We start from the raw sequence: 18,037 nt of genomic DNA on the forward strand, positions 1-18,037 counted from the left end.
TTCCGCGCGTCAGGAGGGAGTAAGGATGAACGGCATCGCCATCGAAGACGATTACGCCGGCGGCAACATTCGCGTCATCGGGCAAGCGTCCGGCGTCGTCGCGCTCGAGCAGCAGCTGCGCGATACGTCGGGCTGGTGGTTTTACTGGAGCTTCGCGGCGACCGCCGCCGAAGCTCGCGCCGTCGCGTTCGAGTTCGCGAACGGCGAGGTGATCGGACCGTGGGGACCGGCGTACAGTCGGGACGGCATCGAATGGACGTGGCTCGGCGCGGACGCTTCGGGAAGCTCGCGGGCGTCGTTCGCGTACGCGTTCGAAGCCGGAGAGAAGGCGTACTTCAGCTATTGCATCCCGTACCAGCAACACCATTTCGAAACGTTCTACGCTCGCATATCCCCGCATCCGCTCGTCCGCCGGAAGGTGCTGGCCGTGTCCGAGCGGCTCCGCGCGCTGCCGCTGCTCGTCGCGGGGGACGCCTCCGCCGAGAGGCATATCCTGATTACGTGCCGTCATCACGCGTGCGAATCCGTATCCGGTTATGTCATGGAAGGCTTCTTGGAGCATTGCCTACAGCCGCCTTATTCCCTGTTTCTTACGCAATGCAAACTCCATTACGTACCCTTCGTCGATCTCGACGGCGCGGAACGCGGCGATCAGGGCAAAGGCCGGGCGCCTCACGACCATAACCGGGACTATACGGATCGTCCTCTGTACCGCTCGACCGCGGCGCTGACGGCCTACGCAAGCGCCCTCCCCCTCGAGGTCGGCATCGATTTCCATAGCCCGTATTTATGGGGAGGCCGCAACGATCGACCGTTCATCGTCAAGCGCCGTTCGCCGATGAAGGAGGAAATCGAACGGTTCGGGGCGCTGCTGATGCGCGCGACGAGCCGTTCGGAGGCGGCTGCGAACGAACTGCGGTACGACGGGGCGCACGACATCGAGGCGGGCGAGGATTGGAATCAGCCGAACGACCGCACCTGCAGCTCGTTCTTCGAGCGGCGGGGCGCGCGGCTGGCGTTCTCCTTCGAACTTCCGTACTTCGGAGTCGAGGGGGGCGTCGTTACGCCGGATAGCTGCCGGCGGTTCGGCGCCGATTTCGCGGCGGCCTTAGAAGCTTATATGCTGGAAGGAGGAAGACACGATGAGGACCGGTGAGACGAAGCGGATAACGACGCAGCTGCTGATCGCGGGGGGAGGTTTCGCCGGCGTCGCGGCGGCGATCGCGGCCAGCCGGGGAGGCGCGAACGTCGTGCTCTGCCACGACCGCCCCGTATTGGGAGGGAACGCTTCCTCGGAAATTCGGATGCACGTGTCCGGCTCCTCCGTCCGGGGCAAGGAGCTGGAGACGGAAGCGCGGGAGACCGGCATCGTCGAAGAAATCATGCTGGAATGCTCGGTACGGAATCCGCAGCGGAGCGCCAGCATGCTGGATTTGATCTTGTACGAAAAGTGCCGCGCCGAGCCGAATCTAACGCTCCTGCTGAATACGGCCGTCGTCGGCGCGGAGATGGACGGAGACCGCATCCGACGCGTCCATGCCGTTCGGGAAAGCACGGAGGATCGTTTCGCCATCGAGGCGGAGCTGTTCGCCGATTGCACGGGGGACGGACGATTGGGCTTCGAAGCGGGGGCGCTGTACACGACCGGCCGGGAAGCGGGGGACGAGTACGGCGAATCCGGCGCGGTTCGGGCCCGGGACGCCCGCCGCCTCGGGTCCTCGCTGTTGTTTACGGCCCGAGATACGGGGCGGTCCATGCCGTTCGTTCCCCCGCCTTGGGCCCGAAAGTTTACGGAGGAAGATTTGCGATTCCGGGACCACGGCAGTTGGGAATACGGGTATTGGTGGGTCGAAACCGGCGGAACGATCGACACGATCAAGGATAACGAGGCGATCCGAGACGAACTGCTCGCGATTCTGCTGGGCGTCTGGGATCATATCAAAAACAGCGGCAACCACCCGGAGTCGGAAACTTGGGCGCTCGATTGGTTCGGGTTTCTCCCCGGGAAGCGGGAATCCAGAAGGTTTATCGGCCGACATGTGCTGACCCAGAACGATATCGAGCGGGCGGTCGACTTCGAGGACGTCATCGCCTACGGCGGGTGGCCGATGGATACGCATCCGCCCGCGGGCATCGACGCGAAGGACGAAGCGCCGTGCAGCCAGCCGTATACGCCGTACTTGTACGGCATCCCGCTGCGGGCGCTCGTCAGCAAGAACGTCTCGAATCTGATGTTCGCCGGGAGGAACGCCTCCGCGACGCATATCGCCTTCTCCAGCACTCGCGTGATGGGCACCTGCGCCGCGATGGGGGAAGGGCTCGGCACGTTCGCCGCGGTCGCGCTCCAGGCCGACAGGCCGTTGGAAGAAGCGTGGAACGACGGGGCGCTGATCCGCGCGGCGCAGCAGCGGCTGCTTCGGCAAGGCGCGTTCCTTCCAGGGAAGGTCGTGGAAGGCAATCTCGCCGCTTCGGCTCGCGTGACCGCCTCCTCCGAGCAGGCGCAAGGGCCGGCTTCGTGCGTCGTCGACGGGATGACGCGCGCGGTGCACGGCGAGCGGGGCGTGCGGCCCGATCTGCGGAAGCCGGGGACGCACCGGTGGATGTCCGATCCTCGGGATCCCGACCCTTGGCTGGAGCTGACTTGGGACGTACCGGTGCGGTTGTCCTCCGTTACGCTCGTTTTCGATACCGGGCTGCATCGTCACTTGTCCTTAACGCATCAAGATTCCCATTATCGCCGCATGTGCTGGGGACGTCCGCAGCCGGAGACGGTGAAGGACTGCCGCGTAGTCGCGAAGCTCGCCGGAGGCGCGGAGTCGATCGCGTCGGTTCGCGACAATCACCGACGGGTGCTGCGGTTCGACGTCGCGTTGGAAGGCGTGACCGCGCTTCGCATCGAGGGCATCCGCACGAACGGTTTGGACCACGCTAGAATAATGGAGGTGATTTGCGAGGGATGAAGCATCTATCTTCGAATGCGGAGCAACTGTTAGCCGTTCCGGGGCTGATCGCCTTCTGGGACTTCCGCGAGGAAGCGGGGGCGGAGCGGGTTTCTCAAGGGCCTTGCGAATATCGGCTTGAAGAGAGGAACGGTCCGATCGAACGGGCGGACGACGGCGTGTTCGGGCCGTATGCGGCGAACCTGCGCTTCGGCCAATGGTTCCGCATCCCGCGGGAACGATGTCCGGCGCTGAACCTTCATGGGCCGCGGGCGCAGCTGACCGTCGCCGCTTGGGTCAAACGGGAAGCCGTCGCTTACGACGGCTGCGAGGCGGTCGCCGGCTTTTGGGACGAGACGCGGCGGAAGCGGCAGTATTGCCTTTTTCTCAATTTGAAAATATGGAACAGCTCGCAGCAGGTGTGCGGGCACGTCTCGTCGGTCGGCGGACCGACGCCCGGCTATAAATATTGCATGGACGCTTCGATCGGCGGCACGCCGGTTCCGTTCGGGGAGTGGCGCTTCGTCGCGTTCACGTACGACGGCAAGGCGGCTCGGTCGTACTTGGACGGCCGTCTGGACGTGCGGGACGCGTTCAATCCGTACCCGTACGACGGGGGCATCTTCGACGGGGGCGAGGACGGCGCGGACTTCACGGTCGGCGCGGTGGATCGTTCCGGCGAACCGGGAAATTTCTACACCGGCTTGCTCGGAGGGCTCGCCGTGTTCGACCGCGCGCTGTCCGAGGACGACCTTCGCCGGATGGCCGAGGCGACGGCGCAAATCCGATGAACGACGAAACGGCCTCGATCCCTATGCGTACGGGTCGAGGCCGATTACTGGATATTTTTTAAGTTACAGCTTTAAGCAATCGCTTGATTCGAAAGATGTCCTCGTCGTGCTCTTGGATTTTCTCCCGGACGTAGTCCATGCCCTCGTCGACCTTCTCGAAGCGAGCGTTCATTTCGGTTCGAACCGCTTGCAGTTCCGTTCGAACCTCTTGAATCTCCGCTCGAACCCCTTGAATTTCCGCTTTCAGTTCCGCTCGAAGTTCTTGGATTTCCTGCTTCAGATCCTCATGGCTTTCCGCGATCGCTTGTCTGATCATCCGCACTAATTCCTGTTGTTCGCTCGTCATACCGAGGTCACGCTCCTTTTCATCAAAATCATGCCCTCGGCATCCGCGCTGGGTTTGACGGTAAGGAACAGGGCTGACTCTATTATACTGCGGGAGGGAGGTTTTTTGTAGGCGCCGGGGTCGAAAAAAGTCGATTCGGAACAATTTCCCTATGCGAGTTGTTTCCACTTTGTAGGTTTCCGCTGTGGTATAATGCTAGAAAAGCAGGCTTCCGTCTGCAAGCAAAGGGGAAGGTTTCTTCGTGTCCAATTCGTTGTTATTGGTCGACGGCATGGCGGTGCTGTTCCGCGCTTACTTCGCGTCCGCGTACGGCGGGTACGTGCGAAAGACGAAATCGGGCGTGCCCGTCAACGCCATCCACGGCTTCGTTCGGTATTTGACCGATGCGGTCCGTACATACGAACCTACTCATGTAGCCGTCTGTTGGGATATGAGCAGCAAGACGTTCCGCACGGAGCGTTACGCGGCGTACAAGGGCAACCGGCCGGAAGCGCCGGACGATCTCATTCCGCAATTCGACCTCGTGAAAGAAGTCGTCGAAGCGCTGGACGTTCCGAACATCGGCGTGCTCGGCTACGAGGCGGACGACTGCATCGGCACGCTCGCGCGCAAGTACGGCGGCGAGATGGACGTGCTCATCCTGACGGGCGACCACGATTTATTGCAGCTCGTCTCGGAACGAGTCAAAGTCGTGATGTTGAAAAAGGGCTTCGGCAACTACGCGGTGTACGACCGCGAGGCGCTGCTCGCGGAGAAGCAGCTGACGCCGCCGCAGGTGATCGACCTGAAGGGGCTCATCGGCGACAGCAGCGACAATTACCCGGGCGTCAAAGGCATCGGCGAGAAGACGGCGATCAAGCTGCTGTCGGAGTACGAGACGATCGAGGGCATTCTCGCGAATCTCGACGCCTTGTCGGCTTCGGTCAAGAAGAAGATCGAAGCGGACCTCGACATGCTGCATCTGTGCCGCGAGCTGGCTACCATCTATTGCGAAGTGCCGCTGACGTGCGAGATCGACGCTTGCCGCTGGGCGCCGGATCCGGAGCGCGTCGGGGCGAAGTTCGAGGAGTTGGAGTTCCGCGGTCTGCTGAAGGATATCGTGTAGTTTTCCGGATTGCACAACCCTTGTGCACTTTCAGCATTATGTATGTGCACATTCTGCACAGTCCCTGTGCAATTGCCGGCCGCCGGCGGCCTCACGGGTACGATTCACAGCCGGATTGTACAACCCTTGTGCACTTTCAGCCTCATGGCGGTGCACATTGTGCACGACTCTTGTGCAATCGCCGGTCGGTGCAGGTCCGTCAACGAAGAAGGAAGGCCCGGTCGCCCGAGCCTTCCTTCTTCGTTACGCCCGTCCCGACGCTTAGATTTCGGCCTCGAACGCGCTTTCGTTGCCTTCTTCGTCGTGCGTCCGATGAGCGCCCGGAAATTGACGCGGCATTCCCTCGTGAAGCTCTCGGTTTTCGTAACTGAACCGGTTCGGCGACCGCTGGTCTTCGCGCCACGGTCCGCTCTTGCCGATCGATTCGACGATCAGGCTCGAGCCGTACGGTCCTTCCGGAAACTCCTCGAAGGCGAGGTCGTTTCGCTGCGATTCCACCGTCGATACGTCGGTATATTCCGAGCGATCTTCCTTCAGAAAAGCCATACAAAAAACCTCCTTCCCGGGATTTCCTTATCGTGTCCGGGAGGGAGGTTTTTCATGAAACGTTAATCGTCGGGATACGAAATCGGACCGACGATTTGCGACAGGAATTCGTGAAGCTCCTCGGCTTGCTCTTCGTTCAAGCGGAACCGGCGCTCCAGCAAGCCTTCTTCATCGAGGTCGTCCGGTCCGATAATGACGGAGATGCCGCTTTGCATGTCGATGATCAGCTTCTTGCCGTAGAATCGGTTCGTCGTCAAGATCGCGAGATCGAACCGGTTCAGCTTCGGCGTCACCATAGTGACGTAGCGCGTGCTCGTTTGTTCGGTGCTGTCCGATAAAAAATCGAAATCGTTCGACATGGATTTCCCTCCTTCGGGAGAAACTTTTGGGAGCCGTTCGGCGTATAAAACAGTAATTCAATCATTATACCGGAGCGAGGCGGTTCCGGCAAAGACGGCGGCGGGGAGGGACGCGAATGCGAGGATTGCACGCGATCATGCTGTGGTGGATGGATGTAATGGTAGCGGTGTTTATCGGGCCGGTCGAGCGAGGCAAGAGAGCTTGGAAGGTGCGCGAGATGGCGTCTCGCCGAGGCGTATACGCGCTCGGTTTCGCCGGCTTCGTCGTCGCCGCGGCCGCTCTATATACGATTATAGTAAGGTGGTCCGCACCGGGTTCGTATTAAGTGTACGGTGGTAAAATTAGGCTTGTCAGCGCGTTCGGCGCGTGATATAGTGAAGGCAATTGAACGTGATCGGCGAGGAAGCACCTCACTTACCTAGGTAAGTGGGGTGCTTTTTTGTCGTCGTTCGATGATCATCATTTTCCTGGGAAGGGGAGTTTTGACGGATGAACTGGGTATTCATGAACAGCTTGCAGAAGCGGACGGAGGAGGGCGGCGTCGTCCAAGCGCAGGTCACGATCGGGGAAGACTCCGGCGTATGGCATGTGTATTGGAACGAGCCGGACGAGAGCGGGGAGACGACGGAGATGTGCTGGTTCGAGGGCGCCGGATGGAACGAGATGCTGACGGCGTTCCGCGGGCAGCTGCTGCAGAAGATGTCCGAAGGGTACGCGCCGCTGCTCGACAACGTGACGGGCGACGTGCAATCGCTCAACGGCCGCTCGGAGTGGGTGCAGAAGCTGCAATATTACGGCGACGCGTTCAAGAACGAGGCGGTGTACGAGGCGCTTCGGGAGTGGCGGCGGAAGCAGGCCGGCAAGGAAAACAAGGCGCCGTACATGGTCGCGACGAACCGGCTGCTCGGCATGCTGAGCGCCTTCCTGCCGCAGACGAGGGACGAGCTGCTGCAGCTGCCGGGATTCGGGCCGTTCAAGGCTGACTTGTACGGCAAGGAGCTGCTAGCGATTACGGGCGCGGCGGCGCGGGAGACGACGTTCCCGCTCGATTGGGTGCCGGAACGCATCGACTACGCCCAGTACAAGCTGTGGCTGCATCAGCAGCAGGAGGCGTTCGTCGAACGGGAGCGGCAGCGCAAGGAGCAGCGGAACGCGGTGCTCGAGGCGGCACTGAACGGCACCGACCTCGAGACGCTCAAGACGAACGCGTCGCTGCCGCGGCGGGAAGCGCTGGCGCTGCTTGAGGAGCTGGAGAAGGAAGGCTACGACGTCGAGCCGGTCATCGCCGTCGAGACGAAGGACGTGCCGTCGGAGCAGCAAGCGCGCGTGCTTCAGCTGTTCGGTCAGGCGGGCGACCGGTACCTGAAGCCGATTTTGCAGAAGCTGAACGAAGAGGAGCTGTGGAAGGACGTCCCGTCGGACCGCGCGTACGAATGGCTGCGGCTGCTGCGCATTCGCTTCCGCCGGCAGAAGGAGGCGACCGCGGCGAAGGCGGGGTGACGGACGGAGGACGATAGCGGGATAGAGCTAGACCGGTAGAGAGCAGTAACCTTGACCCGTGAGACGGACGCATGGAAAGAAGCGACCTCTTACGGGTCATTCGGTTGTTTTCTCGGGTGCCCCGCCTATCGTTCCCAATCCGGGTGCATAAGTTTGCGCAGGTCGAGCAAGCGGCAAGCCATCCCAATGGTTGCCTAGGGTACCTTTATCTTTTAAAATGTCCATAGGAAAGCGCTTCCCCTCAAAGAAAAGGTGGTGTGGACATGAAGAAAAATTGGTACCGCCGCATGCTGCTTTCGTATTTTCCGATTTTCTTCTTTACGGTGACGATTCTGATCTTCCTGTCCCTGATCCTCGTGAACGATATTTCGCATAAGGAAACCGTGAAGGCCGACCGATTGTCGACGGATTATATGCTGGACCGTCTGTCCCGATCGTTGCGAGCGGTCGAGATGGACGTGCTCGAGGAGCTCGAGAAGAACGACCGATACCGCGACGCGCTGAACGCGAGAACGACGCGGGAAGATCGTCAGGTCGTCATCGACGTGGCGGACAGCATGAGAAAGCTGATGGCGAACGACGGCTTAATCCATTCCATTTATATTTACAGACTCGAAGACAAGCAAGTGCTGACGACGAGCGGTCTCGTCGGTTGGGAAAGCTTCGCCGATCGGGGCTTCGTCGAGCGGGCGATGGAACGTCCGGAGTTCCGCGGTTGGTCGTCCATTCGGACGTACCGCGAGTTCAGCATCGATCAGGAGCGGCGCGTCGTCTCCATGTATAAGCGGTGGCCGCTGCCCTTCGGCTCCGAGGGGTTGTTCGTCGTCAACGCGGACGTCTACTCGATCGAGCAGATGATCCGGTCGATGAACGACGGCGACGTCTCGTTCGTGGACGTTCGCGACGAGAACGGAAGCTTGTTGTTCTCCACCCGTTCGGCGGAGCGGGAAGAGTCGGCGGCGACGGGCGGCAAGGTGCTTAATCGGGCGACGTTCGAACAGCTCGGGTGGACGTTCGAAACCGGCATCGCCGCGGGGCAGATGTTCATGTGGGTTTCGGTCATTTCCTACGCTTGGGTCGGGGTCGGCTTGGTGACGATCGTCTTCGCCATTTTCTATATTCTCTATATTACGAGGAAGAACTATCAGCCGATTCGGGTCATTATGAATCGGATCGAATCGATCCGAATGTCGGAGAACGACTTCGGACTGAAGATGGATGAGCTGTCGGTCATCGACCAGACGCTGGAGAAGCTCATTCGGCAAACCGAAGATTTCGAAAAGCAGCAACGCGAAAATTTGCTCGTCCAGCGGCGTCAGCTGTTCCACGATATGATGCAGGGCCTCGCCAAAGAGACGGCGGCCGAGCGGCTGAAGAAGCTGGGCATGCTTCCCGAGGCGAAGCGGCTGCAGCGATTGGCGTTCGTCGTCGTCGAGATCGGACATTATCGGGACTTCAGCCGGGCGTTCTCCGCGCGGGATCAGCATACGTTGAAATTCGCGCTCACGAACGTATTGCAGGAGCTGGCGCAGACGGAAGGGATGTACGCCTGGGCGGAATGGATCGCCGAAAATCGGATGGGGGTCATCGTCGGATGGAACGGGGAGCCGTCGTCGCTTCGGGAGACGATTCGACGGTTCGCCGATAAGGGCCGGGATTGGGTGGCCGAGCATCTGCGGTTGTCTTTGTTTTTCGCCATCGGATCCGTCGAGCGAGATTGGGAGGGAGTCGGTCGATCCTATCGCGCGGCGCTCGACGCGCTGTCGCACAAGATGTCGCTCGGCAAAGAAGCGATTCTGATGAGCGAGGACCTGCCCGGGGAAACCGGACGGCAATGGTATAAATATATCCAATCCGCCGCCGAGCTCGTGAAGGCGTTCAGACTGCTGAACGCCGAGTGGCGCGATTCGCTCGACGCGATGTTCGATCAGATGGCGGCGGATCGTCTGAAGGACGAGGATATCCGAACGGCGCTGCGGACGTTGATGGATATGCTCGGAACCGAGCTGGCGGAGATGTCGCCGGAGCTGCAGGCGCATTTCCAAGCTCCGGAAGCTTCCGAGGCCGCAGAGGAGGAAGCGGCTACGCTCGCGGAGCTCAAATCGAGGATGTCGGAACGTTTGACCGAAATTTACCGCACCTACGTCGCGCACAGCGAAACGAAAAACCATCTCGCGATGATCAAGGAATTGAAGGCTTATATCGAGGAACATTTCGAGAATCCCGACTTGTCGTTGAAGCATCTGAGCGATCGATTCCATATCTCGGGCAAGTACGTCAGCTACCTCTTTAAAGAAGCGTTCAATATGAAGTTCGTCGATTATCTTGCGGAGCTGCGAATGGATCGCGCCGAGCGGCTGCTGGCGGAGACGGAGGAATCGATCCAACGCATCGCCCTTCAGGTCGGGTACGCCAACTCCATAACGTTCGGCCGCGTGTTCAAGCGCCTTGTCGGCGTGACGCCGGGGGATTACCGCAAGCTGAAGCTGAAGCCCGGAACGACGCGGATTTCAAGCGATATTTGAAAATGGTTTAGCATGCGAATACGGTTTCATTTTCCATATTAAGGGAATTTCCGCCCCGGTTTATGCATGGGAAACTAGTTTATTGCCGCTCGCCCGGATGCCGTGCCATACTGGCGTCATTCCGATCGGGCCGTCTCCGCCTCGGTTGTAAGCGTTATCGAATGCGGCGGACGCCTGTGCGGTACAACTTTACTTGTATAAGGGGTTGGAACAATGATCGGCATCAGAAGAGCAAAAGTCGCTCCGGCAACGAAACGAGCGGCAACGGCGTTCGGACTGGCCTGCACCTTACTGCTCGCGGCATGTTCGAACGCGGCGCCCGAAGCGGCCGAAGGCACGGACGGCGCGGCGAAGGGAGAGCGGGTGACGCTGAAGGTCGAAGTGTTCGACCGAGGCAACTCGCCGGCAGGCAGTACCATCACGGATAACTACATGACGAACCTCATTCAAGAACGATTCGGCGACCCGAACGGCATCGACATGGAATACGTGCCGGTGCCGCGCTCCGAAGAGGTAGAAAAGCTGAACGTCCTCATGGCGAGCGGCGGCGACGTGCCGGACATCGTATTTACGTACGATCCGAATACGTTCAACCGGTACGCCGAGCAGGGCGGATTGACCGACGTCGGCGCGCTGCTCGACGAGCACGGCCCGAACCTGAAGGCGTTCCTCGGAGAAGACGTGTTGGCGTATGGAAAATACAAAGGCGTGCAGTACGCGATTCCCGCCAAGCGCTCGGTCCTCGGGAAATACGCTTCCTTCATCCGACAGGACTGGCTCGACAAGCTCGGGATGCCGGTGCCTCAGACGACGGAGGAGCTGTATACCGTGTTGAAAGCGTTCAAGGAGCAGGATCCCGGCGGCACGGGCGGTCAGGTCATTCCGCTCGGCATGACGATCGCCTCCGCGCAATACGAGCCGCTCATCTGGTCGTTCATCAAGCCGACGACGGAGGAAGAGAAATATACGCTGACGCAGCAGCTCGGCTCCAACGATTACCCGACGCTGCTTCCCGGCTTCAAGGATGCGCTGCAATTCATGAACAAGCTGTACAACGAAGGTCTGATGAGCAAGGACTTCGCGTTGGACAAAGATAAAAAGAAATTAGGCGAAGACGTCTCGACGGGGAAGATCGGCTTCTTCAGCGAGGACGATATCAATCCGTTCTATGATAATGGCTCCTATGAGACGCTGCAGACGAACGTACCCGGCGCCATTCTCGCTCCTGTAGACGTATACGCCAACGAGGAAGGAAAGCACGCCAAGCCGATGTACGCGCCGAACGGCATGTACATCATGATCCCGAAATCGAGCGAACGCGCGGTCGAGGCCATCAAATACTTGGACTGGATGGCGACCGCCGACAACCTGTTCGAATTGCAGAACGGGGTCGAGGGCGAAAACTACACGATGGTCGACGGCATCCCGGTAGCTGTGGAGAACCCGACCGAAGAAGCGGCGAATCGGCTGTATAACGTAGGCGATATGGTGATCGTGTCGAACGGCAAGCAGCTCGGAAGCATGGAATTGAACCTGAAGGCGCGCGCGATGCAGATGCCGCCGGAATTTCAAGACGAGGTGGACGCCGCGCAGCGGGTGGCCAACACGGACGTGTTCGCGCCGGTGCTGCTCGACCGGCCGATCGCGGCGCAGACGAAATACGGCACGACGCTGCTCGACAAGTTCAACGAGATGATCGTCAAGACGACGATGGCGAAGCCGGAACAGTTCGAGAGCGTCTACGAGACGATGTTGAAGGATTACATGGCGAGCGGAGGCCAAGCGATTCTGGACGAACGGAAGGCTGTTTATCAAGAGATGAAGGCCGACTAACGACAGACTCGAATACGGGCTCGGCGCGGGACGGGGCAGCCTTGTTCCGCGTCGAACGGCCTGGCGCATAAGGAGGAATCCGCATTGAGCTGGAACGTATATCTCCGCAGGTATTGGCAGCTGTACGCCTTGCTTGCCCTGCCGCTCGCCTATTTCGTCATTTTCAAGTACGGGCCGATGTACGGCATTCAGATCGCATTCAAGGACTTTAACTTCTTTCAAGGCATCGAGGGCAGCGAGTGGATCGGGTTGGAAGCGTTCCGGGACATTTTCCGGATGCGCGATTTCTACATCACGCTGCGCAACACGTTGATGCTCAATTTTCTAGACCTGCTCGTCTCGTTCCCGGCGCCGCTCATCCTGGCCATCCTGTTGTACGAGATGAGGCTGGTCTGGTTCAAGAAGCTGTCGCAGACGATTTTGTATATTCCGCACTTTATTTCTTGGGTCATCATCGGCGGCATCGTATATCAAGTGTTCGGCACGCAATCCGGCATGATCAACAACGTCGTTACCGCGCTCGGTTTCGATGCGATCCCGTTCCTGACCGACAAGGGCTACTGGCTGACCACGTACTTGGCGGTCGGCGTCTGGCAGAGCGCGGGCTGGGGTACGATCATTTACTTGGCGGCGCTCACGGGCATCAACAAGGAGCTGTTCGAAGCGGCGGGCATCGACGGGGCGGGCCGGCTGAGACGAATCTGGCACATCACCCTTCCCGGACTGAAGCCGACCATTCTCGTGCTGCTGATCATCAATCTGGGGCATATGATTTCCATCGGCTTCGAGCGGCCGTACGTCATCGGCAACTTGGCGGTCCGCGAATATTCCGACGTGCTCAGCACGTTCGTCTACCGGGTCGGACTCGAATCCGGCCAATATACGCTGGCGACCGCGGTCGGGTTGTTCCAGGCGGTCGTGGGTCTCGTTTTCGTATTAGGGGCTAACTACGCTTCTAAGAAGCTTACCGACGAGAGCATTATGTAGCGTTGCGAATCCGATTACAGGAAAGGAGCGGACGCGATGAGAACGCATACGTCCGACCGCGTGTTCGACGCCGTCAACTTTATCGTGTTACTCGCCTTCACGTTGATCTGTCTGGCTCCGTTTCTTCACATAGCGGCCATATCTTTGAGTTCGGCGGGGCCGATCCTATCCGGGAAGGTGAGCTTGCTTCCGGTCGAGTTCACGACGGAAGCGTACGCCAAGGTGTTTACCGACGCTTCGATGATTCGTTCCCTCGGGTTTACGGTGATGCTGACCGTCTTGTACACCTTGTTCTGCATGCTGTTATCGATCGCGGCGGGGTATCCGCTGGCGAATAAGAAGCTTAGAGGACGCAAGGGGCTTATGCTGATCGTCGTCGTCACGATGTTTTTCAGCGGCGGCCTCATTCCGGAATATATTTTGGTGAGAAGCCTGCATTTGCTCGATTCGATCTGGGCGCTGGTGCTGCCGGGATTGATTAACCCGTTCTATCTCATCATCCTGATTTCGTTCTTCGCCAACATTCCGGAAAGCCTGCAGGAGTCCGCGGAGATCGACGGCTGCAGCCACTTCCGAAGCTTGATCGGCATTATGCTGCCGCTGTCGATGCCGGTCATCGCGACGTTGAGCTTGTTCTACGCGGTAGGGCGATGGAACGGCTTTACGGATACGCTGATGTACATTAACAGTCCCGAGCTGTATCCGTTGCAGCTGAAGCTGTATCAATTGATCCAAAACAATATGATCACGGATTTGCTCCAGATGGAGGGCGCGCAGATGGCGCTCGTCGTCCCGGAAAGCTTGAAGGCGGCCAGCGTCATCTTCGCCACCGTGCCGATCTTGATCGTGTATCCGTGGCTGCAGCGATATTTCGTGAACGGCGTCATGATCGGAGCGATCAAAGGATAGGGGGAAACCATGTGGGGATATACGAGAAGCTTGCCGTCCTGAACGACGAATGGGCCGCGCGCGGCATGGAAGGGCAGGTGCTCGACGCCGAGAGCCGGTTTTACGGCGGGATCGTCGATCCGGCGAACGGCATCGCCTGGCCGAGCCATGGCGGAACGCCGCTGACGATGGGCGTGTGGACCGCCGCGCTCGCGTGCGAGCGGTCGCGGTATTACCGGGACCCGGAGCTGCTTCGGCGTCTTGCGCTGAGCGCCCGCTTCCTGCTGCGGTCCCAGCATGCCGACGGCACGATCTCGCCGCCGTGGACCAATTTGCACTCGCCGCCGGATACCGCCTTCGTGGTCGGCGGCCTCGCGCAGGCATACGAGCTCCTCGCCGACTGGGAGCCGGCCGACGAGGCGGCCGCGGACATTCGGACATTTTTGGAGCGGACGATTCCCGCGCTGCTGACGGGCGGGTGTCACACGCCGAATCATCGCTGGGTGCTCACGGCGGCGCTAGGGTTCATGTACAAGCTGACGGGCCGGGAGGAGCTGAAGGCGCGCGCGGACCGGTGGCTCGCGGAAGGGCTCGACTGCACGGAAGACGGCGAGTGGACCGAGCGGAGCAACGGCATCTACAACGCCGTCAGCGATATCGTGCTGTATTACGCCGCTGAGCTGTTCGATCGGCCCGAGCTGCTGGAGCCGGTGCGGCGCAATCTGCGGATGATGGCGTATATGATCCATCCGAACGGCGACGTCGTCACCGATTATTCCGGGCGGCAGGACTTCGGCGCCGCCTCCGATCTGAGCTCTTATTATCTCGTCGCGAAGCTGATGGCGAACCGGGACGACGATCCGTTGTTCGAAGCGATCGCGGAGCTGGCGGGGGAGGCGCTGAAACATCCGGGCGGCCTGCCGAATCAGCCGATGCTCGGGCTGCTGCGGTATCCGGAGCTTCGGTCCGGTACCGTTCGGGCCGGCCGGCTGCCGGAGAGGTATCGGGTCGTCGTGAACGGCGCCTTCCCTCGGGAGCGGTATCTCGACGGCATGGAGGCGGCCGGCCACGGCGGTCGGATTTATCACAGCAAGCTTCATCCCGAGTTCGGCGCGCCGGTCGCCCGGCACCGGAACGGCGCGACGAGCGCGACCGTCATGACCGAGACGAACGTGTTCTTCGCGCTGCGTCACGGCGCCGCGCGGCTGCTTGCCGTGCAGCTCGCCTCGTCCTTCGAGCCGGGCTTCGTGAAGATGCGGCGGCTCGAGTCGATCCCGTCCGGCTACCGATTGACGGCGGCGGAGCGGAAGGGCTACTACGGCCCCGTCGCGGAGACGGATTTACCGGCGAGCGCGAGGGAGCCGGCGAGCCCGTGGTATTTGCTGCCGCATCAGAAGCGGGAGCTGACTCACGAGCAACGGCACGAGGTAGAGCTCGAGCTGACGGAGGACGAGGACGGGAGGGGATGGAGCCTTCGCGTCCGTTGCGCGCTGCCGGAGCCGTTGCTGACGCAGCTGTCGTTCGTGTTCGAGCCGGAGAGCGAGCTAGTCGGGGACGGACTGTCGCCGGCGGGCGAAGGCGTCGCGTACTGGGAACGCGGGGCGGTTCGCCTCGCGGCCGGAGACGATTGGGTCGAGCTGGACGGAGGGGCGCGGCATCATACCGCGAGAACGATTAACAACGTAAGCTACCCCCCGCATTGCCGGACGCTGCTCGTCAATTTGTTGACGCCCTACGATCATACGATCCGCATTCGAACTTCGCCGACGGGAGGAGGGCAGGCATGAGCGCTTATTTGGAGCCGCGCGAGAGCGCGCGCTATTGGTTCGGCGAGGACGTCCGCCGCGTCCTGGAGGCGTTGTCCGCCCGCTATGTCGGGGCGAACCCGCCCGTTCCTTTCGCGATGCGCGCCTTCTCCGCGTCCGGGGTTTTACAGACGCGAGACGGACTGTACGATATGGATTTGTCCGCGAAGCTGCCGACCGCCGAGAACGGCGATTACGCGTACGTCCTCGGACGGGTGTGGAGCGACGACGAGCGGTCGATCGATGGTGTCGTCGAGCCGCTGAGCCCGGTTCGGCTGTACGTGAACGAGGAGCTGCTGTATCGGTCGAGCGCGGCCGAGGAGACGAAGCCGGACGCGAGCGTCGTCGTGCCGCTGCTGTTCCGCAAGGGATGGAACGCGGTGCTCATCGAGGCGCTCCGCACGGAGGCGGGCTTCGGGTGCCGCTTCGGCGCGGTAGAGGCGAAGGTGCGCATTTTGCAGGTGCTCGCTCCGTTCGCAGGGCGGGAGGGGAGCGCGGGTTGGGCGTTCACGGCGCCGGCGAAGGGCCGCCGATTCGGCCCCGAGGAAGGGTTCCCGGACGTCCTTGGGCACGAGGAGGATACCGGCCTGACGTGGCTGCCGCGGACGGCATGGACGGCGGAGGAGGCGGGGCGCCCCAATCTGGAGCGGATGTTCGGCCGGCCCGCCGCGCCGGTCGCGGCGTACGGCTGGTCCGTCTTGGAGGTGCCTTACGGCGATGCGTTGACAGTCGTCTTGGAAGGCCGCGCTTCGGGCCGCTCGACTGTGTGGCTGGACGGCAGGCCGGCGATCGAGGTGGCCGCCGCCGGGCCGTTCCGCGCGGAGATATCCGCCGACGCCGGACGCCGTCAAGTGCTCGTGCGCTGCGTCGGGGGCCCGGACGAATGGGGCTTCGAGCTGCGGGCGTACCGCGGCGGGGAGCCGCTGGCGTTCGCGGCGCCGGTTCCCGTCCACGGCGGCGAGGGGGCGTGGCTGTACGCGGGTCCGCTCGACCCGTCCGCCGCGGCGGAGCCTGCAGCGGTATGCGGCACGGCGGCGCTGTTCCCGGCCGTCGATCTCGCGGGACGCGCCGCCGGGCAGACGTATTGGCGGCTGGACGCTCCGGAGACGATGGCGCGGCCGTATTACGAGAACGCCATGCTGAGCAACCGTTGGACGACGGGCGGCGCGACGAACTACGCGCGCTGGGATTATCCGCTCGGCGTGACGATGTACGGGCTGCTTCGGACGGCGCGCGAGTTGAATCGGCCGGACCTGGCGGAATATGCGCTGGGCCACATCGACAGCTGCGCGGAGCTATACGAGTACGCCTTATGGGATCGCGACCGGTACGGCTTCCCGTCCGTCAACCATCAGCTCGTCCTCATCCGGATGCTGGACAACTGCGGCTCCTTCGGATCGGCAATGCTCGAGGCCTATCTCCGGACGGGGAACGCGCGCTACCTGGCCATCGCCGATGCGATCGCCGATTTCATGCTCCGAAGGCTGGAACGCCGCGAGGACGGGGCGTTCTATCGAAGGTGCCCCGGAGAGTATTCGGCGGATACGATGTGGGCGGACGATCTGTACATGAGCGGGCCGTTCCTGACGCGATACGCCGTCGCTCGCGGAAGCCGCGAGCCGTTGGACGAAGCGGCGAGGCAGTTCCTGCTGTATCGCAGGTATTTGTTCATGGAGGCGGAAGGGCTGATGTCGCACGTGTACGACTTCAAGTATGGCAAGGCGACGCGGGTGCCGTGGGGACGCGGCAACGGCTGGTGCCTGTTCTCGCTGTCGGAGCTGCTGGAGAAGCTGCCGGAGGACCATCCGGACCGGGAAGCGCTGCTCGCTTTATTCCGCGATCACTGCGCCGGCGTGATCGCCCTGCAGTCGGACAGCGGGCTGTGGCGTCAAGTGTTGAATCGGCCGGACGCCTATGAAGAAGCGTCCTGCACGGCGATGTTCGCCTACGCCTTCGCCAGAGGCGTGCGCTTCGGTTGGCTGCCGGAGCGGGAGCGTTACGCCGCGGCGGCGCATCGCGCTTGGCGGGGGCTGACCGCGGAGGCGATCGACCGTCAGGGCAACGTGCATGGGGTATGCAGCGGCTCGCGTTATTCCTTCGATCCGGGATATTATATGGACGATCTGCGAACGGTCGTGAACGACAATCACGGCATCGGCATTATGATGCTGGCGGGCGTCGAGATCAGCAGGTTAGAAGGCAGCAAGGTGTGAGCGGCTGCGGAGGAGAAGGTGTGTCGGGGGGGACGGAACCCGGCGGCGTAAGCGCGAATCCGAGCTTATAAGCGGAAAAATCCGCTTAGCCCGGGCGCGTAAGCGCGAATCCGAGCTTATAAGCGGAAAAATCCGCATAGCCCGGCGGCGTAAGCGCGAATCCGAGCTTATAAGCGGAAAAATCCGCTTAACCCGCCGG

Annotated in this window: 15 protein-coding genes; 12 read left to right on the top strand and 3 right to left on the bottom strand. The window is 61.3% G+C overall.

Annotated features, from left to right (window positions below; translation table 11 throughout):
* The first annotated feature begins 25 nt into the window (after nt 1–25).
* The 3 genes from FE782_RS15445 to FE782_RS15455 are packed head-to-tail and all read left to right on the top strand — an operon-like array spanning nt 26 to nt 3,730.
* On the top strand, nt 26–1,156 hold the full coding sequence (locus FE782_RS15445) for a M14 family metallopeptidase (RefSeq protein WP_138195113.1): 1,131 nt from the start codon (nt 26–28) through the stop codon (nt 1,154–1,156).
* Nucleotides 1,143–2,960, top strand: a complete 1,818-nt coding sequence (locus FE782_RS15450) for an FAD-dependent oxidoreductase (protein WP_138195114.1) — start codon at nt 1,143–1,145, stop codon at nt 2,958–2,960. The genes FE782_RS15445 and FE782_RS15450 overlap by 14 nt, the downstream gene beginning before the upstream one ends.
* The gene (locus FE782_RS15455; RefSeq protein ID WP_138195115.1) at nt 2,957–3,730 is read left to right on the top strand and encodes a LamG domain-containing protein; all 774 of its coding nucleotides are present in this window, start codon (nt 2,957–2,959) and stop codon (nt 3,728–3,730) included. Before FE782_RS15450 ends, FE782_RS15455 begins: the two co-directional genes overlap by 4 nt.
* 58 nt (nt 3,731–3,788) lie before the next feature.
* On the opposite strand, the gene FE782_RS15460 is transcribed toward FE782_RS15455, so the two are convergent.
* The gene (locus FE782_RS15460; RefSeq protein WP_138195116.1) at nt 3,789–4,076 is read right to left on the bottom strand and encodes a hypothetical protein; all 288 of its coding nucleotides are present in this window, start codon (nt 4,074–4,076) and stop codon (nt 3,789–3,791) included.
* Nucleotides 4,077–4,317: 241 nt separating this feature from the next.
* On the opposite strand from FE782_RS15460, the gene FE782_RS15465 reads away from it, so the two are divergent.
* Nucleotides 4,318–5,181: a 5'-3' exonuclease gene (locus FE782_RS15465; RefSeq protein ID WP_274388720.1), complete on the top strand. Its 864-nt coding sequence runs from the start codon at nt 4,318–4,320 to the stop codon at nt 5,179–5,181.
* 261 nt (nt 5,182–5,442) lie between these two features.
* Here the strand turns inward: FE782_RS15465 and FE782_RS15470 are convergent, their stop codons facing one another.
* Together FE782_RS15470 and FE782_RS15475 are read right to left on the bottom strand one after the other, a co-directional pair.
* Nucleotides 5,443–5,727, bottom strand: a complete 285-nt coding sequence (locus tag FE782_RS15470) for a hypothetical protein (RefSeq protein ID WP_138195117.1) — start codon at nt 5,725–5,727, stop codon at nt 5,443–5,445.
* 62 nt (nt 5,728–5,789) lie between these two features.
* Nucleotides 5,790–6,086, bottom strand: a complete 297-nt coding sequence (locus FE782_RS15475) for a DUF3055 domain-containing protein (protein ID WP_138195118.1) — start codon at nt 6,084–6,086, stop codon at nt 5,790–5,792.
* Between the two features lie 116 nt (nt 6,087–6,202).
* On the opposite strand from FE782_RS15475, the gene FE782_RS15480 reads away from it, so the two are divergent.
* The 8 genes from FE782_RS15480 (at nt 6,203) to FE782_RS15515 (ending at nt 17,838) form a co-directional block, all read left to right on the top strand.
* A complete protein-coding gene (locus tag FE782_RS15480; protein ID WP_138195119.1) occupies nt 6,203–6,412 on the top strand; it encodes a hypothetical protein in 210 nt (69 codons plus the stop codon).
* A gap of 164 nt (nt 6,413–6,576) precedes the next feature.
* A complete protein-coding gene (locus FE782_RS15485) occupies nt 6,577–7,587 on the top strand; it encodes an HRDC domain-containing protein (protein ID WP_138195120.1) in 1,011 nt (336 codons plus the stop codon).
* A gap of 263 nt (nt 7,588–7,850) precedes the next feature.
* Complete coding sequence (locus tag FE782_RS15490) at nt 7,851–10,112, top strand: helix-turn-helix domain-containing protein (RefSeq protein WP_138195121.1); 2,262 nt, start codon at nt 7,851–7,853, stop codon at nt 10,110–10,112.
* Between the two features lie 213 nt (nt 10,113–10,325).
* Nucleotides 10,326–11,945, top strand: coding sequence for an extracellular solute-binding protein (locus FE782_RS15495; RefSeq protein ID WP_138195122.1), 1,620 nt, complete (start codon nt 10,326–10,328; stop codon nt 11,943–11,945).
* Between the two features lie 84 nt (nt 11,946–12,029).
* Nucleotides 12,030–12,932: an ABC transporter permease gene (locus FE782_RS15500; protein WP_138195123.1), complete on the top strand. Its 903-nt coding sequence runs from the start codon at nt 12,030–12,032 to the stop codon at nt 12,930–12,932.
* Between the two features lie 36 nt (nt 12,933–12,968).
* Nucleotides 12,969–13,841, top strand: coding sequence for a carbohydrate ABC transporter permease (locus FE782_RS15505; RefSeq protein ID WP_138195124.1), 873 nt, complete (start codon nt 12,969–12,971; stop codon nt 13,839–13,841).
* An 11-nt stretch (nt 13,842–13,852) separates the two neighbouring features.
* Complete coding sequence (locus FE782_RS15510) at nt 13,853–15,607, top strand: hypothetical protein (protein WP_338016897.1); 1,755 nt, start codon at nt 13,853–13,855, stop codon at nt 15,605–15,607.
* Entirely contained in the window at nt 15,604–17,838 is a 2,235-nt protein-coding gene (locus FE782_RS15515) for a glycoside hydrolase family 88/105 protein (RefSeq protein WP_138195125.1), read from the top strand. The genes FE782_RS15510 and FE782_RS15515 overlap by 4 nt, the downstream gene beginning before the upstream one ends.
* The last annotated feature ends 199 nt before the right edge of the window (nt 17,839–18,037 follow it).

Source organism: Paenibacillus antri (genome assembly GCF_005765165.1).
In the GTDB taxonomy this organism is placed as follows: domain Bacteria; phylum Bacillota; class Bacilli; order Paenibacillales; family YIM-B00363; genus Paenibacillus_AE; species Paenibacillus_AE antri.

Excerpts from the sequence above, each read along its gene's own strand:
- FE782_RS15445 (WP_138195113.1), top strand. The coding sequence starts at position 26 with ATGAACGGCATCGCCATCGAAGACGATTACGCCGGCGGCAACATTCGC.
- FE782_RS15450 (WP_138195114.1), top strand. The coding sequence starts at position 1,143 with ATGAGGACCGGTGAGACGAAGCGGATAACGACGCAGCTGCTGATCGCG.
- FE782_RS15455 (WP_138195115.1), top strand. The coding sequence starts at position 2,957 with ATGAAGCATCTATCTTCGAATGCGGAGCAACTGTTAGCCGTTCCGGGG.
- FE782_RS15460 (WP_138195116.1), bottom strand. The coding sequence starts at position 4,076 with ATGACGAGCGAACAACAGGAATTAGTGCGGATGATCAGACAAGCGATC.
- FE782_RS15470 (WP_138195117.1), bottom strand. The coding sequence starts at position 5,727 with ATGGCTTTTCTGAAGGAAGATCGCTCGGAATATACCGACGTATCGACG.
- FE782_RS15475 (WP_138195118.1), bottom strand. The coding sequence starts at position 6,086 with ATGTCGAACGATTTCGATTTTTTATCGGACAGCACCGAACAAACGAGC.
- FE782_RS15480 (WP_138195119.1), top strand. The coding sequence starts at position 6,203 with ATGCGAGGATTGCACGCGATCATGCTGTGGTGGATGGATGTAATGGTA.
- FE782_RS15485 (WP_138195120.1), top strand. The coding sequence starts at position 6,577 with ATGAACTGGGTATTCATGAACAGCTTGCAGAAGCGGACGGAGGAGGGC.
- FE782_RS15490 (WP_138195121.1), top strand. The coding sequence starts at position 7,851 with ATGAAGAAAAATTGGTACCGCCGCATGCTGCTTTCGTATTTTCCGATT.
- FE782_RS15495 (WP_138195122.1), top strand. The coding sequence starts at position 10,326 with ATGATCGGCATCAGAAGAGCAAAAGTCGCTCCGGCAACGAAACGAGCG.
- FE782_RS15505 (WP_138195124.1), top strand. The coding sequence starts at position 12,969 with ATGAGAACGCATACGTCCGACCGCGTGTTCGACGCCGTCAACTTTATC.
- FE782_RS15515 (WP_138195125.1), top strand. The coding sequence starts at position 15,604 with ATGAGCGCTTATTTGGAGCCGCGCGAGAGCGCGCGCTATTGGTTCGGC.